This window comes from Bradyrhizobium sp. SZCCHNS1050 (assembly GCF_032484785.1).
In the GTDB taxonomy this organism is placed as follows: domain Bacteria; phylum Pseudomonadota; class Alphaproteobacteria; order Rhizobiales; family Xanthobacteraceae; genus Bradyrhizobium.
Map to the genome: position 1 here is coordinate 304,173 of NZ_JAUETR010000002.1, position 16,546 is coordinate 320,718.

9 protein-coding genes and 1 pseudogene are annotated in these 16,546 nt (G+C 63.9%); 4 read left to right on the forward strand and 6 right to left on the reverse strand.

Annotation, left to right across the window (positions count from 1 at the left end; translation table 11 throughout):
- Positions 1 to 168: 168 nt before the first annotated feature.
- Positions 169 to 1,536, forward strand: coding sequence for a glycoside hydrolase family 3 N-terminal domain-containing protein (locus tag QX094_RS25765; protein WP_315711817.1), 1,368 nt, complete (start codon positions 169 to 171; stop codon positions 1,534 to 1,536).
- A 14-nt stretch (positions 1,537 to 1,550) separates the two neighbouring features.
- Here QX094_RS25765 and QX094_RS25770 read toward each other — a convergent pair whose 3' ends face one another.
- From QX094_RS25770 to QX094_RS25780, 3 genes and pseudogenes are all read right to left on the reverse strand, one after another.
- Positions 1,551 to 1,838: a hypothetical protein gene (locus QX094_RS25770; RefSeq protein ID WP_315711818.1), complete on the reverse strand. Its 288-nt coding sequence runs from the start codon at positions 1,836 to 1,838 to the stop codon at positions 1,551 to 1,553.
- A 130-nt stretch (positions 1,839 to 1,968) separates the two neighbouring features.
- A pseudogene (locus QX094_RS25775) lies at positions 1,969 to 2,159 on the reverse strand (DUF3072 domain-containing protein).
- Between the two features lie 440 nt (positions 2,160 to 2,599).
- On the reverse strand, positions 2,600 to 3,073 hold the full coding sequence (locus tag QX094_RS25780) for a hypothetical protein (protein WP_316188293.1): 474 nt from the start codon (positions 3,071 to 3,073) through the stop codon (positions 2,600 to 2,602).
- A 49-nt stretch (positions 3,074 to 3,122) separates the two neighbouring features.
- On the opposite strand from QX094_RS25780, the gene QX094_RS25785 reads away from it, so the two are divergent.
- Positions 3,123 to 3,683, forward strand: coding sequence for a type 1 glutamine amidotransferase domain-containing protein (locus QX094_RS25785; RefSeq protein ID WP_315711823.1), 561 nt, complete (start codon positions 3,123 to 3,125; stop codon positions 3,681 to 3,683).
- A 284-nt stretch (positions 3,684 to 3,967) separates the two neighbouring features.
- Positions 3,968 to 6,250: an FdhF/YdeP family oxidoreductase gene (locus tag QX094_RS25790; protein WP_316186146.1), complete on the forward strand. Its 2,283-nt coding sequence runs from the start codon at positions 3,968 to 3,970 to the stop codon at positions 6,248 to 6,250.
- A gap of 14 nt (positions 6,251 to 6,264) precedes the next feature.
- Here the strand turns inward: QX094_RS25790 and QX094_RS25795 are convergent, their stop codons facing one another.
- Positions 6,265 to 7,758, reverse strand: a complete 1,494-nt coding sequence (locus QX094_RS25795; RefSeq protein ID WP_315712612.1) for an HWE histidine kinase domain-containing protein — start codon at positions 7,756 to 7,758, stop codon at positions 6,265 to 6,267.
- 13 nt (positions 7,759 to 7,771) lie between these two features.
- A complete protein-coding gene (locus tag QX094_RS25800) occupies positions 7,772 to 14,032 on the reverse strand; it encodes a HAMP domain-containing protein (RefSeq protein ID WP_409977885.1) in 6,261 nt (2,086 codons plus the stop codon).
- Between the two features lie 684 nt (positions 14,033 to 14,716).
- Here QX094_RS25800 and QX094_RS25805 point away from each other — a divergent pair.
- Positions 14,717 to 14,908, forward strand: a complete 192-nt coding sequence (locus tag QX094_RS25805) for a hypothetical protein (RefSeq protein WP_315711826.1) — start codon at positions 14,717 to 14,719, stop codon at positions 14,906 to 14,908.
- Between the two features lie 171 nt (positions 14,909 to 15,079).
- On the opposite strand, the gene QX094_RS25810 is transcribed toward QX094_RS25805, so the two are convergent.
- On the reverse strand, positions 15,080 to 16,093 hold the full coding sequence (locus tag QX094_RS25810; RefSeq protein WP_316175376.1) for an SDR family oxidoreductase: 1,014 nt from the start codon (positions 16,091 to 16,093) through the stop codon (positions 15,080 to 15,082).
- Positions 16,094 to 16,546: the final 453 nt, after the last annotated feature.

A 16,546-nucleotide genomic window follows, 5' to 3' on the forward strand; every position in this document is an offset into this window, starting at 1 on the left:
CCGATGAGCCAAGCATGACGCCTGCCCATGCAGCAGCTCACGAGGGGATCTGCAGCATTTCAGGATTTGTTTGCAGATTTCGTGCAGACGCGATTCCACATCTGGCGCAGGGAAAACGTGGTTGTTACGGCAATGGCCGTCTTTCCCCTCGGATGATCGGCTGCACACATGCTCGGACTTATCAGGACCGCGGTTCTCTGGATCCTCGCTCTGCTCTTCATTTTCGTCACGCTGAACAGCAACGAGCCCTATCTGGTTCGGCTGCGGGGCAGCGGCCACGCAGCCCTGCTCCTCATCGGGCTTGCCGTTCCGCTGCTGCTGATGCTCGGCGGTCGGTGGCGGCGGGGGCCCGCCGGACGCGCTCTGGTCGTAGCATGGTGCGTTCCGCTGATCATGCTGACGTCGACGCAGTTCATGTTTGCCTGGCGCAAGTACGAGACGTTCCGGACGCCCCCCGACGTGGCGCATCTGCTCGGCCGGCATTTCATCGTCGGTTACACGGCCGTCGATGACGCAGCCGCGTTGGCCCGGCAGGGGTTGATCGCGGGCGTCTATGTGACACACCACAACATCCGCGGCCGGACCGAGCCTCAGCTGCGCGCCGAGATGGCGCGATTGCAGGACGCGCGCCGGAGTGCCGGGCTGCCGCCTCTGCTGGTTGCGGCGGATCAGGAGGGAGGCGCCGTCGCACACCTGTCTCCGACCCTGCCGAACATGCCCGGCCTCGCAACGCTGGCCGATCTGCCGGCCTCGCGGCGCGCGCAGGATGCGTTCGCGATGGGGCGCGCCCAGGGTGAGGCTCTCGCGGCTGCCGGCATCACCTTCAATTTGGCTCCGGTCGTCGACCTTCGCCCGAGCTGGACACGCAACCGACTGGACTTTCACACCTTGATCGGCCGCCGCGCGATCTCCAACGATCCCGCGGTGGTTGGCGACATTGCGCTCGGTTACGTCCGTGGCCTGGAAGCAAGCGGTGTCCGCGCGGCCGTCAAGCATTTCCCTGGTCTGGGGCGCGTCGCAGCCGATACGCATCATTTCTCGGCACAGCTCGGCACGCCGGCAGATGTCTTGGAACGGTCGGATTGGCGGCCGTTCCGACAGGTGCTGCAGGGCTCGCACGCGGCGATGATGGTCGGTCACGTGACGGTCGATGCGATCGATCCAGAGCGGCCTGCCTCACATTCCAAAGCCGTGCTCGAGGGACTCATTCGCGGCCGCTGGAACTATCAGGGCGTGATCGTGACGGATGATCTCGTGATGGGGGCGATCTACGGCCGCGATCTCTGCAAAGCTGTCGTGGAGGCTCTCAACGGCGGCGCCGATCTGTTGCTGGTGGCCTATGACGGCACCCAGTTCCACCGCGCGCTCGCCTGCGCCAAGGAGGCTCTGGCGGAAGGACGCATCGACCTCGATGCAATCAGCAGGAGCGATGAGCGACTGAAGCGCTGGGCGCCGACGGTTGACAAATCACAGCCGTCGAATGTGTCTACGGTTATGCAACAGCCTGGAGGCGTGCATCAGAAGATCGTGGACTGAATGGCAGCGAGCCCTCAGCGCGGGCCATTGCCGGTCCAGTTGCGCCAAGCGACATTCGAGAGGCTTCGCAGGTCGGTCGCTAGCGGGCGTCGCGTCTGCTTGTCGTGCTGAGCGATGAGGTGCTCGGATTCGCGGATCTTGACCTGGAGTTCCGCAACCTGCCGCTTGGTCTGTTCAAGCGCCTTCGCATCGGCGCTCTCGCCCACCGTGAACCGCGCCGTCTCGATCTGTTTCAAGGTCGCGCGATTCTTTTTGAGCTGGGCGCGATGCCAGGCAACCTTGCTGTCACTGTCCGCAACCATGGTGGACTCCCGCGAAATGCCGCGGAGACTAAACGACCGATTTCTGATTCGCGACAGCTTCGGACCGGCATCGCCAACATTGGAATACCGATCTGCCGGCCCATCGGCCTGGTGAGTCGAATATGCCGGTTCAATCCAACCCTGCGGTGCGTCTCATCTCATCAATCAGTTCGGACGCTTCAGCCTTCGTCATCTCCGCTCGCGTGGGATCGGATCGGCCAGCCTGCTCGCTGAGCGTTCTCAAGTAGGAAGCTTGGGCATCCGTCATGGATCGGCTCCGGACACCCAGTCCTCGGGATCTTTCTGCAGCTGTTCGGGCATGGGGATCTCCCGTTGTTGCCCGGCTTCAACGGGAAAGCTTGCAAAGTGTTCCTATTTTGTTCTATTGTGCGATCCTACTCTTGCTCGGGTGCTTCATGCGCGATCTATGTGTGGTTCGAGCCGAAATCGACCGTATGCGTCTCCGGGTCGGGCGGCAGCGCCGTGAAATCGTGCAGCTACGGCGAGCTCGGGCCTCGACGGCGGCCGCCGAAGTGCTTCTGCACCACATGCTGGAGACGCTTGACCGGCTGCGGCAACAGCGAGAGCGGCTCAAGCTGGAGGAAGCGAGCCGACTGCCTCGCAAGCAGCGCGGCGCCCGGCGCGCATGAGAGGCTGGCGGTAAGGCCGAGCGATCCGCCGCTCGTCCGTAGTCCGATGATCAGGCCAGGAACCGACATGGCCGACGATCACCTGAGCCGCAAAGGCCAACCTGCGCCGGGTCATGAGGACGTCCGCATCTTCAATTTGGCCGGTGAGGAGAAAGATTGGTCGGTAGTCCGGCTCCCTCGATCAGCATCGGGCGTGTGAGCTTCGGGCAATACGATGTCCGGCGGCGCGGCGGTAAGCTCTTCCGGTGTGGCCTCGCATGATTTGATCTCGAAATTGTTGTCGAGGATTTTCTCGCCATGCGTGCCGAGCGTGATGAGATCGGCCTGTTCCGCGGCCTCCCAGACCTCGCGCTCGGTGCGAAACGGGCGGGTCATCTGTTCGTCATTCTCAAACAATGCGTAGGGCACGAGCGCCTCCAGATTGCGATCCGCCGATGCAGCGATGCCGTGCCGCTCGACGCCGCCCATCCATTCAAGGCAGGGACGTCCAAACAAACGGCGCCATAGGCAGGCTGGTTCCACCCAGGCGAGCGCTGACTCGATCGACCAGTTGTGACGATCCGCCCGGCCTGCCAGGCGGAACATGGAGGCCAGCGCGAGGTTGCCGGCGGTGTCGAATGGCCAGGAGACTCCAATGGATATCAAGGGAAAGAAGATCGCGATCCTCGCAACCAACGGGTTCGAGCAATCCGAGCTCGAAGTGCCGCGCGATCGTCTCAAGCAGGCGGGCGCGACCGTCGAGATCATCTCGCTCGCGCCGGGCGAGATCAAGGGCTGGGATGAGAAGGACTGGGGACGGACCGTCAAGGTCGACAAGACGTTGGACCAGGCGTCTGCTTCGGACTACGACGCCGTCGTGCTGCCGGGCGGTCAGATCAATCCGGATCTGCTGCGGCTCGAGCCGAAGGCGCTGCGGTTCATCAAGGAGATCTTTGAAGCCAAGAAGATCGTTGCGGCGGTCTGTCATGCGCCGTGGCTCCTGATCGAGACCGGAATTGCCAAGGGGCGAAAGATGACGTCCTACAAATCGATCAAGACGGACGTTGCCAATGCCGGCGCGCATTGGCAGGACGCGGAGGTCGTGGTCGATCAGGGCGTGATCACTTCGCGCAATCCCGGAGATCTGGAAGCCTTCAGCGCCAAGATCATCGAAGAGGTCAAGGAAGGCCGCCATCTCAAGCGCAGCGCGGCTTGATGCTGAGATCGGAAGCCGGGAGAAAACCCGGCTACCTCAGTGGGACGGGCCCAGCGCCCGAGGGGTCGAACGCTGGGCCGCAGTCCACACGGAGTGCCTCCAGCGAGATGGGGGACGCCGCCAGAGGCATGGAAATGACTCGCGGCGGGCCGGGTCGTTCCCAATTCCTAGCGCGGACCTTCGCCCGCGGGACTTCGACGATAGCCTCGCAACGTTCAGTGAGGAATCGGAACTTCGCTGCTCATCCCGGGTTTGCCGCTTTTGAACAGGCCGCGGAGAGCGTCGTGAGCGAGAAAGCAAAAATCCAGGACTACAGGGCTCCGGCCGGCGGATGGGGTTCGGTGCACGCGGTCGCCAGCATCCTGACGCAGGAGGAGGTGACCCTGCTTGGCAGCGAGATCCTGTTGAAACAGAACAAGCCAGGCGGCTTCATGTGCGTCAGCTGCTCCTGGGCCAAGCCGGCAAAGCCGCACCCGTTCGAATTCTGCGAGAATGGCGCCAAGGCGACCGCGTGGGAAATCACCGGCAAGACAGTCGGACCGGAGTTCTTTGCTCGGCACAGTCTGACAGAATTGCGATCCTGGTCGGATCATCAGCTCGAAGAGCAGGGGCGTCTTGCTCATCCGATGCGCTATGACGCTGCGGCGGATCGCTATGTTGCCGTGAGCTGGGACGAGGCCCTTCGCGACATCGGGGCGGAGTTGAACAGGCTCGATCCACGCTCGGTCGTCATGTACACGTCGGGCCGGGCCTCGCTCGAGACGAGCTACATGTATCAGCTTTTCGGCCGCATGTACGGCACCAACAATTTTCCCGACAGCTCCAACATGTGCCACGAATCCACATCAGTTGCTCTGCCGGAGGTGATTGGCGTCCCCGTCGGTACGGTGCTCCTTGAGGATTTCGACAAGGCGGATTGCTTCTTCTTCTTCGGCCAGAACACGACCACCAACTCGCCGCGCATGCTGCATCCGTTGCAGAAGGCGGCACAACGCGGCGTGCCCATCATCACGTTCAATCCGCTGCGGGAGCGTGGGCTGGAGCGCTTCACCAATCCGCAAAATCCCATTCAAATGGTGCTGACGGGAGGAACGCGGATCAGCACGCAGTATCATCAGCTGCGCATGGGCGGCGATGGTGCGGCACTACTCGGATTGTGCAAGGCCGTGATCGAGGCGGATGATGCCGCGGTCGCGACCAAGAGCCCGCCCGTGCTCGATGTCGCCTTCATCGAGCGGCACACGTCCGGCTTCGAAGCTTTCGCAACCTGCTGCCGGCAGGCGTCGTGGAGCGATATCGAACGCTCCTCCGGCCTCACGCGCGGCGCCATTCTGGAGGCTGCCAAGGTCTACGCAGGCTCGCACGCCGTGATCGCCAATTATGGGATGGGAATAACCCAGCATCGGCATGGCGTCGAAACCGCGAAGATGATTGTCAACCTGCTGCTGTTACGCGGCAACATCGGAAAGCCGGGGGCCGGCATCTCGCCGGTTCGTGGCCATTCCAACGTTCAGGGGCAACGCACCGTCGGCATCTCCGAGAAGACCAAGTTGGTGCCGCTCGACAAGCTTGCCGAGCTCTATTCGTTCGAGCCGCCGCGTTGGGACGGTCTCAGCACGGTCGATGCCTGCCAAGGCATCATCAAGGGGGACGTCAAGGGCTTCGTCAGTCTCGGCGGTAACTTCCTGCGCGCCGTCCCTGAACGCTCGCTGATGGAGCCGGCGTGGTCGAAGCTGCGGCTGTCGGTGCAGATCGCAACCAAGCTCAATCGCAGCCACATCGTCCCAGGCGAGGTGACCTATCTGCTGCCGTGCCTCGGCCGCATCGAAATCGACCGGCAGGCAGGCGGAGATCAGGCGGTCTCGATGGAGGACTCCACCACCTGCATTCACGGCTCGCGCGGGCAGCGCCAACCCGTCGCAGAGACCCTGTTGTCGGAACCAGCCATTGTCGCCGGTCTCGCCAAGGCCACCCTGAAGCCAAATCCGCGCGTCGATTGGGATGCCTGGGTGGGCGACTACGCGCGCGTCAGAGACGCGATCGAGCGGACCTATCCCGAGCAGTTCAAAGACTTCAACAAGCGCCTGTTTGAGCCCGGCGGCTTTCCGCGGCCGCTTGGTGCCCGCGAACGCAAATGGAAGACGCCGACCGGCAAGGCGAACTTCACCGTGCCCAAGGCGGCGCTCAATCCGCCGGAGGAAGGCAATGGCGTTTACCAGCTGATGACCTTGCGCGCCGACGGCCAGTTCAACACCACCATCTACAACGAGGACGACCGGTTTCGCGGCGTCACCGGTGGCCGTCAGATCGTCTTCATGAACGCGAGCGACATGGCTGATCTGGGCATCAAGCAGGGCGAGCCGGTTCGGCTCTCGACCGAGGCCGATGACGGCGTGGAGCGCTCGCTGGGCGGGCTCCAGGCAGTGGCGTTCGACATTCCGCGCTACAGCGTTGCGGCCTACTACCCCGAATGCAACGGATTGATTCCGCTATGGCACTACGCGGAAGGGAGCAAGGTGCCCGCCGCCAAGTCGATCCCGGTCCGGATCTCGCGCGACATGGCCTGAGCTATCCGGAGCGGTCAGCCAGCAGCCCGTTGTCGTGCGTCGCCCGGCGCCGCCGTTGCGCAAGGGCTCGTGATCTCCGGCGGGGTCGCGCCGGGGCGGAGCGGGACGACCAGCCGGCACACCAATCCCTCGGGACGCCAGTCGAACGAGGCGCGCCCACCGAGCTGGCTTTCCACACTGGCCATCAGGCTGCGCGTGCCGAAGCCGCGCGAGGTCGGCGCGCGCACCAAGGGACCGCCGGTTTCAATCCAGATCAGATCCAGGCGCTCATCCTCGATGCTCCATTTGACCGAGAGATGCCCGGAGCGGACCGACAGCGCGCCGTATTTGGCCGAGTTTGTCACCAGCTCGTGCAGCGCCAGCGCCAGCGTCTGCGCGGTCGCAGGCTCAAGCTGCAGATCGACGCCGTCAAAGGCGACTTGGCCGCCGGTTGCATAGGGCGCGAGCTCTTCGGCCACCAACCTACCTATTTTCGCACCTTCCCAGCTTGATAGCGAGAGGATGGTGTGAACGCGGGCCAGTGCGCTGATGCGCCCCTCTACCGCGTTGACATAGGTCTTCACGCTGTCGGCTTTGGTCAGGCGAACGATCGACTGAGCCAAGGTCAGCGCATTCTTGGCACGATGATCGACCTCGCGGGTCAGCAGGTTCTGGCGTTCCTCGGCGCGCTTGCGCTCGGTGATGTCGATCGTGACCCCGCTGACGCGGACCACGCGGCCGGTCCTGTCGGTGGTCGCCGCGGCCGTTCCCACGCACCACCGCTCTTCGCCATCGGGCCGGTGGATCCGGAACTCAGCCTCATACGACGTCGCGCCACGGCTGAATTCCGCGACCACCTGGCGGGCGCGCTCGGCATCCTCCCGGTGCAGCAGCGCCATGATGTTCACGGTGTTCAGCTCGAAGTTCTGCGGCGTGACGCCGAAGATGCGGTACTGCCCCTCGTCCCACATCCAGTCGCCATTGACACCGTCCCAGTCCCACGAGCCCATCCTGCCGGCCGCGATCGCCATGCTCCGACGCTGCTCGCTCTCGACGAGCTTTGCTGTCGATCGCTCAAGCTCGGCGGTGCGGGCCCGTACCCGGTCCTCCAGCTCAAGGTTCAGATGTTCCAGCTCGCGTGTCTTGCGATAGAGCTCGGCAAAAACCTTGATTTTGGCGCGCAGCACCTCCGGCACGACAGGAACCGGCACGTAGTCGACGGCGCCCATCTCATAGCCACGAAGGCGATCGAAGTCGCTCACCTGGATGGCGGAGATAAAGATGATCGCAATCTTCTGGAACCTCGGATGCTCACGGATCATTTGCGCCAGCTCGAAGCCGTCGAGCTCAGGCATGCAGACGTCGACGAGAATCACCGCGATCTCATTCTTCAGCAGAATTTCGAGCGCCTCGCGACCAGACGTGGCGACTACGAGGTTTTCGCCGAGTTCCTTCAGGATGACCTCGTAGGCCAGCAGCTTCGCCGGCTGATCGTCGACCAAGAGGATGTTGACCTTCGCATGTTCCATCATGATGAGCCGTTCAGCGGTGCAGCCACATGCGGATCGCAAGAAGCAGCTGCTCGGTATTGACGGGTTTTGCCAGATAATCGGAGGCGCCAGCTTCGAGACACTTTTCGCGGTCTCCCTTCATGGCTTTCGCGGTCAACGCGATGATGGGGAGCCGGACGAAGGCGGGGTTTTGCCTAATGACGCCGATCGTCTGATAACCATCCATCTGCGGCATCATGATGTCCATGAGGACGATCGCGATCGCGGGATTGCTCTGCACGAGGTCGATCGCTTCGCTGCCGGTGGTGGCCGTCAGCACTTTCATGCCGCGGCGTTCCAGCACACTGGAGAGAGCAAAGATGTTGCGGGCGTCGTCGTCGACCAGCAGCACCGTCTTGCCGATCAGATCCTCGTCGGAACTGTTCAGCTTCTCGAGCATGCGCTGCTTCTCGAGCGGCAGTTCCGTGATCACGCGGTGAAGGAACAACGACGTCTCGTCGAGCAGCCGCTCCGGCGATTCCACGCCCTTGACGACGATGCTCCGCGCCATCGTATGCAGTTCCGCATCCTCTTCGGCCGACAATTCCCGCCCGGTGAAGACGACCACCGGGACGCTCGACAAGAACTCGTCGGAGCGCAATTGATCGAGCACGTCGAACCCGCTCATGTCGGGCAGCCGCAGATCGAGAACCACGCAGTCGCACGGGGCGCTGCGCAGCGTCTCGAGCGCCGCAGCTCCCGTATCCGCCGCGATGATCTCGATGTCGTCGTGATCCAACAGCTGGCGGATGCTGAGCTGCTCGGCCGCGTTGTCCTCCACGATCAGCAGCCGCTTGCGTCGCGGCTTCGCGTATTCCTTGATCTGCGACAGGGCCGCGCTGACGCCTTCCGTTGTCGTGGGCTTGCTGACGAAGGAGAAGGCCCCCCGCGCCAAAGCGTGCTGGCGGTCTTCGTCGAGCGTGATGATCTGCACCGGGATGTGCCGCGTCAGCGGATTATGCTTGAGCTGGCTCAGAACGGTCCAGCCGAGCATGTCCGGCAGGAAGACGTCGAGAGAGATCGCAGCCGGTTGATACTGTTTGGCAAGATCCAGTGCCTCGGCGCCGCGGCTGGCGGTCAGGACCTTGAAGCCCCTGTCGCGCGCGAGGTCGATCAGGACGCGCGCGTAGTGTGGATCGTCCTCGACCACGAGCAGGATCGTATCGCCGGGTTCGAGATCGAGACGATCGTCCGGCGGGGGCTCGATCCCGCGCTCTGGCGCGGCCGCTTGCTGTAGGGCTGGAGGTTGAACGTAGGGAACGGGCGATGCCGGACTGACGCGCGGCGCCGTTGCGGGACCTGAATATTTGAGCGGCAGATACAGCGTGAAGGTGCTGCCCTTGCCGGGGGCGCTCTTGAGGTGGATCTCGCCGCCCAGGAGGTTGGCGAGCTCGCGGCTGATCGCGAGCCCGAGACCAGTGCCACCATATTTGCGGCTCGTGCCGGCATCCGCCTGCTGGAACGCCTCGAAGATCAGCTTCTGCTTGTCTTGCGGAATGCCGATGCCGGTGTCCGAGACTTCGAACGCGATCACGGCCGGTGCCGTGTTGAGCACCGGATGTTCTGCGCTCCATCCGCCGAGCGCCGCAGACACCTTCAAGCGCACCCCTCCTTCGGCGGTGAACTTGAAGGCGTTCGAGAGCAGATTCTTCAGCACCTGCTGCAAGCGCTTGGAATCCGTGACGATGCTACGCGCAAGGTTCGGGTCGACGTCGATGTTGAAGGCGAGCAGGCGATTTTCCGCCTCGTGGCGGAACGGACGCCCCACGGTCTCCAGGAGGTTGGTGGTGAGGATCTCCTCGGCGTCGACCGTCACGGTGCCGGACTCGATCTTCGAGAGATCGAGGATGTCGCTGATCAGATTGAGCAGATCGGTGCCGGCGCCATGGATGGTGCGGGCGAACTCGACCTGCTTGAGCGTGAGATTGCCGTCCGGATTCTCGGTCAGCTGCTGGCCGAGGATCAGGATGCTGTTGAGCGGCGTGCGCAGCTCGTGCGACATGTTGGCGAGGAACTCGGACTTGTACTTGGATGTCAGCGCGAGCTCGGTCGCCTTTTCCTCGAGCGCGCGGCGGGCCTGCTCGATCTCCTGGTTCTTGCGCTCGACCTCGACGTTGCGCTCGGCGAGCTGTTGCGCCTTCTGCTCGAGCTGCTCGTTGGTCTGTTGCAGCTCGCGCTGTTGGGTCTGAAGCTCCGCGGCGAGCTGCTGCGACTGCTTCAGCAGTCCCTCGGTCTGCATCGTGGCTTCGATCGAATTGAGCACGATGCCGATGGAGTCGGTGAGCTGCTCGAGGAACGTCATCTGCGACGTCGTGAACGGACTGAGCGACGCCAGCTCGATCACCGCCTTGACCTGGTTCTCGAACAACACCGGCAGCACCACGAGGTTCTTAGGGACGGCGCGGAGCAGGGCGGAGCCCACGGGGATGACGTCGGATGGGATCTCCGAGACCAGCCGCTGGCGTTTGTCGATCGCGCATTGCCCGATCAGCCCCTCACCGAACTGGACGTGCGTCCGGTGAGGATAGATGCCGTCATCGGCGTATGAGGCGAGCAGGCGCAGCTGCGGCGCGGACTCGGTCTCGACCTGGTAGATCACACCGCGGTGAGCGTTCACCAGTGGCGTCAGCTCGGTCAGCAGCAGGCGGCCGACGGTGGTCAGGTCGCGCTGGCCCTGCAGCATGTTGGTGAACTTGGCGAGGTTCGTCTTGAGCCAGTCCTGCTCGGTGTTGAGGTCGGTGGTGAGCCTCAGATTGGTGATCATCGTATTGATGTTGTCTTTGAGCTCGGCCACCTCGCCGCGGGCATCGACCTGGATGGAGCGGGTGAGATCGCCCTTGGTCACGGCGGTCGCGACCTCGGCGATGGCGCGCACCTGGGACGTCAGGTTGGCCGCGAGCAGGTTGACGTTGCCGGTCAGGTCCTTCCACGTGCCGGCCGCGCCGGGCACGTTGGCCTGGCCGCCGAGCCGGCCCTCGACGCCGACCTCGCGGGCCACGCTCGTCACCTGGTCGGCGAAGGTCGCCAGCGTCTCCGTCATGTTGTTGATGGTATCGGCGAGCGCTGCGACCTCGCCCTTCGATTTGACCGTGAGATTCTGCTTGAGATCGCCGTTGGCGACGGCGGTCACGACCTTGACGATGCCGCGGACCTGCTCGGTCAGGTTCGCGGCCATGAAGTTCACGGTATCGGTGAGGTCCTTCCAGGTGCCGGCAACGCCCGGCACCTGCGCCTGTCCGCCGAGCTTGCCTTCGGTGCCGACCTCGCGTGCCACGCGCGTCACCTCGCCGGCGAAGGCGTTGAGCTGATCGACCATGGTGTTGATGGTGTTCTTCAGCTCCAGGATCTCGCCCTTCACGTCGACGGTGATCTTGCGCGACAGGTCGCCGCGCGCCACTGCCGTGGTCACCTCGGCGATGTTTCGGACCTGCGTGGTCAGATTGGCCGCGAGCAGGTTGACGTTGTCGGTCAAATCCTTCCAGGTGCCGCCGACGCCGGGCACAACGGCCTGGCCGCCCAATCGGCCCTCGGTGCCGACCTCGCGCGCGACCCGCGTCACTTCGGCCGCGAACGAGCGCAACTGCTCCACCATCGTGTTCAGGGTGTCCTTGAGCAGCAGGATCTCGCCGCGCACGTCGACCGTGATCTTCTTCGACAGGTCGCCCCCGGCGATCGCGGTCGCGACCTCGGCGATGTTGCGGACCTGCGCGGTCAGGTTCGAGGCCATGAAGTTGACGCTGTCGGTGAGGTCCTTCCAGGTACCTGCGACTTCGGGCACCTCGGCCTGGCCGCCCAGCTTGCCTTCGGTGCCGACCTCGCGCGCCACGCGCGTCACCTCCGATGCGAAGGCGTTGAGCTGATCGACCATGGTGTTGATGGTATTCTTCAGCTCCAGGATCTCGCCCTTCACATCGACGGTGATCTTGCGCGACAGGTCGCCGCGCGCCACCGCCGTGGTCACCTCGGCGATGTTGCGGACCTGCGCCGTCAGATTGCCGGCCATCGAGTTGACGCTGTCGGTGAGATCCTTCCAGGTGCCGGCGACTCCGGGCACGTTGGCCTGGCCGCCGAGCCGGCCCTCGGTGCCGACCTCGCGGGCGACGCGCGTCACCTCGCCCGCGAAACGGTTGAGCTGATCGACCATCGTGTTCAGCGTCTCTTTGAGACTCAGGATCTCGCCGCGCACGTCGACCGTGATCTTGCGCGACAGGTCGCCGCCGGCGATGGCCGTCGCCACCTCGGCGATGTTGCGCACCTGCGCCGTCAGATTGCCGGCCATCGAGTTGACGCTGTCGGTGAGGTCCTTCCATGTGCCGGCCACACCGGGCACCTCGGCCTGGCCGCCGAGCTTGCCGTCGGTGCCGACCTCGCGCGCCACGCGCGTCACCTCACCGGCGAAGGCGTTGAGCTGGTCGACCATCGTGTTCAGCGTCTCCTTCAGCTGAAGGATCTCGCCGGAGACGTTGACCGTGATCTTCTTCGACAGGTCGCCCTTGGCGACGGCGGTGGCGACCTCCGCGATGTTGCGGACCTGGCCGGTCAGGTTCGAGGCCATCGAGTTGACGCTGTCGGTCAGGTCCTTCCAGGTGCCCGCGACGCCGCGCACCATGGCCTGGCCGCCGAGCTTGCCCTCGGTGCCGACCTCGCGGGCGACGCGGGTCACCTCGCCGGCGAACGCGTTGAGCTGGTCGACCATCGTGTTGATGGTGTCCTTCAGCTCCAGGATCTCGCCGCGCACGTCGACGGTGATCTTCTTCGACAGGTCGCCGTTGGCGACGGCGGTCGTCACCTCGGCGATGTTGCGGACCTGCGCCGTCAGGTTCGACGCCATCGAGTTGACGCTCTCGGTGAGATCCTTCCAGGTGCCGGCAACGCCGAGCACGTTGGCCTGGCCGCCGAGCCGACCGTCGGTGCCCACCTCGCGCGCCACGCGCGTGACCTCGCCGGCGAACGCATTGAGCTGGTCGACCATCGTGTTCAGCGTCTCCTTCAACTGAAGGATCTCGCCGGAGACGTTGACCGTGATCTTCTTTGATAGATCGCCGCTGGCGATGGCGGTCGCGACGTCGGCGATGTTGCGGACCTGTGCCGTCAGGTTCGACGCCATGAAGTTCACGTTGTCGGTGAGATCCTTCCAGGTGCCGGCAACGCCCGGCACCTGCGCCTGGCCGCCGAGCTTGCCCTCGGTGCCGACCTCGCGCGCCACGCGCGTCACCTCGGATGCGAAGGCGTTGAGCTGGTCGACCATCGTGTTGATGGTGTCCTTCAGCTCCAGGATCTCACCGCGCACATCGACCGTGATCTTGCGTGACAGGTCACCGCGGGCGACCGCAGTGGTGACGTTGGCGATGTTGCGGACCTGAGCGGTGAGGTTGCCGCACATCGCGTTGACGGAGTCGGTGAGGTCCTTCCAGGTGCCGGCAACGCCGGGAACGATGGCCTGACCGCCGAGCTTGCCGTCGGTGCCGACCTCGCGGGCCACGCGCGTCACCTCCGACGCGAACGAGCGCAGCTGGTCGACCATCGTGTTGATCGCCTCCTTCAACTGCAGAATTTCACCACGCACGTCGACCGTGATCTTCTTCGACAGGTCGCCATTGGCAACCGCGATCGTCACCTCCGCGATATTGCGGACCTGGCCGGTGAGGTTGTTGGCCATCGAGTTGACGCTCTCGGTCAGGTCCTTCCAGACGCCCGTGACTTCGGGAACCTGGGCCTGTCCGCCGAGCTTGCCCTCGGTGCCGACCTCGCGCGCCACGCGGGTCACTTCGGACGTGAAGACGCTGAGCTGCTTGATCATCGTATTGACGATGGTCGCCGACTGCAGGAACTCGCCGCCCAGAGGCCGGCCATCGACATCCAGCTTCACGGTCTGCAGGAGGTCGCCTTGGGCCACGGCGGCGACCGCGCGAGTCACCTCGCGCGTGGGCCATAGAAGATCGTCGATCAACGTGTTGATCGAGCTCTCCATATCCGCCCAGGAGCCGCTGGCGATGCCGAACCGCACGCGCTGGCGCGTCTTCCCCTCGCGTCCCACGACCTGGCCGACGCGCTCGAGCTGCTGCGCCATCCGCTCGTTGGCTGCAATGATCTCGTTGAACGTGTCAGCGATTTTGCCGTCGATGCCGAGATAGTCGCCGCTCATGCGCACGGAGAAATCTCCGGAACGCATGGCCTGGAGGACGCGGAGCAGATCCTGGCTGGCATCGGCCGCCTCGACTCCGTTGCCGTGGCGACCGAACCCCTGGCGCATGGGCATCGCACCGGCAGCAGCATCATCGCTCATCAAGTTCCCCCAAGTCAGAATCGTCTACCATCAAGAATCTGAGACACTTATGACGGGCGGCATAGAAGCCGCGGCAACTAATCAAATCAAGCCGGGAGGCCGATTTCTCCGGCTGATGGAACCGGCATTTGCCGGCACAAATGGCTCAACTCCACTCCAGGCGGAACGTTCCAGAATTCTTTTTCTCTCTTGCGAGGATGAGCCATCCCTTTCCGGAACCAAGCCAGAGATTAGCCTTCGCTGGTCGTGCCGAGGGGTTACGAGAAGCACGATTCTCAACTCAGTGTCGTGGCCGCCTTCATGGTCGTCCACCGCCAAGTCCCGCGGCCCGGGAGCGACGGGCGATGCGCCCGCCAGTTCCGCAACGCTCCGACCGCAGCGCAGCAAGTAGCGGGTGCAGCGGGGACCTCGTTGTTCGGAGCGCGGGATGACAATGCAGTCCAGGGCTGCGCCGCGATCCCGAAGGGGAAGAGGTCAGAGAGTCAGCAAACCACGGCAGAGCGTTGTGATGCTCGGTCTCACGACCATCTTGCAACTTGGAACAGAACGTACTGCTCCCCGCTTTCGATAGAGAACTGCCGACAGTTCCATGATCATTAATATCGTGTAACACGATTGCATCGGCGCGCGGCGCCCACCAGCTAAATTTGTATGAAACAATCAGATCTTTTCAGAGAGAACGCGGACAACTGCCTCCAGCTTGCGGAGCGCACGCAGGAAGAGCCGGCCTTCCGGCGCTATCGGCGCATGGCCCAGGGCTGGAATGCGCTCGCCCTCCAGCAGGACTGGCTCGACGGCGAGATTGCGCCGCTCGGCGAGCCGAAGGCTGCGCGGCACGAGTAACCAATTGGAATGCAGGAGCGTCCGATGACCCCACGAACGATTCTCATTGCGCTACTGACTGCGTTCAGCTTGGCGTCGGCTGTCGCTGCGTTCACAACGATCCGTCAGGTGCATACGGAAGCGTATTCGCTTCCGCAGCCTGTCACCCGCATTTGAGCGAGGCGGGCGGCTTCAGGGCTGCCCGGACCCTCCCGAAGATCCATAGACCTGCCCGTTGGCGTAGCTCGCGTCCGCAGCGGCCAACTGGACGTAGATCGATCCAAGCTCCACCGGCTGGCCAGGACGACCGAGTGGAGTCTGACCACCAAATTTTTCGAGCTTCTCCATAGTGGCCCCGCCTGAGACCTGAAGGGGCGTCCAGATCGGCCCGGGAGCGACGGCGTTCACGCGAATGCCCTTCGGCCCGAGCTGTTTGGCCAGGGACTTCACGTAGTTCATGGTCGCCGCCTTGGTCTGCGCGTAGTCATAGAGGTCGGGAGAGGGATCGTAGGCCTGCTCGGACGAAGTGCCGATGATGACCGATCCCGGCTTCAGATGGGGCAGGGCGGCCTTGATGATCCAGAACGGGGCATAGATATTGGTTTTCATCGTCGCGTCGAAATCTTCGGACGAGACATCCAGGATCGACTGGCGTGCCTGCTGCCGCGCGGCGTTGTTGACGACGATGTCGAGTCCGCCCAGCGCTTCGACGGCCTGTTGCACCAGCCGCCGGCAGAACTCCTCGTCGCGCAGATCGCCGGGGATGGCGACGGCCTTTCGCCCCTCGGCCTCGATCAACGCGATGACCTCCTGCGCATCCGGCTCCTCGGTCGGGTAGTAGTTGATCGCGACGTCGGCCCCTTCCCGCGCATAGGCGATGGCGGCCGCGCGTCCCATGCCGGAATCGCCTCCAGTGATCAGCGCCTTGCGCCCGGCGAGACGCCCGGAACCCTTGTAGCTGGTTTCACCGTGATCCGGCCGCGGCGACATCTTGCTCGCAAGACCCGGCCAGGGCTGCGACTGGTGTTCGAACGGCGGCTTCGGATATTTGTCCTTGGGGTCGACGAGCGGTTCGGGCGGGGTTGAATTTGCGGCCATCGTCTCGCGTCCTTTCGCTGTTGCCGAGGTCAGCGATGCGGCCGCAAGCGTTGCGGTGCCTCCGACCATCTGGCGGCTGGACATCGACGTTGTGCGATCACCTGCCATGCGGTGTCTCCTCTCGAGGGACGTGGTCAACGGCCTGAGACCACCAACGTTTCATTTGGATCGCTGAAAGCACCGTGTCGCGCGCCAGATGCACTGGTCGGCTCTGCGGCCTGTTGGCTCAGGGAGGAACGAACGGGCGCGGCCCGCGTCGTTTTCGATCGAATCGGAGTGGCGTCGGCACTATCCAATCCGACGCCCTTCGTGGATCACCAACCAAGGAGAGCCATCCGATGGCGAAGCAAGGCCAAGGCATCGTCAGGACAGGACGCGGGGAGGATCAGCCCGCCGACAAGGAGCGTGCGCAGCAGGTTCATAGGACCACATCTCCCGATGCTCCGTCCCGCGAGGCGACACGTCATCCCGAGCAGGACGGTAACCCGTCGGCGGGTGACTGAGAGCCCTTTAGGCCCTTGGGAACGGCCGGTGACGGCCGAACGTTATCGATCCACTAGC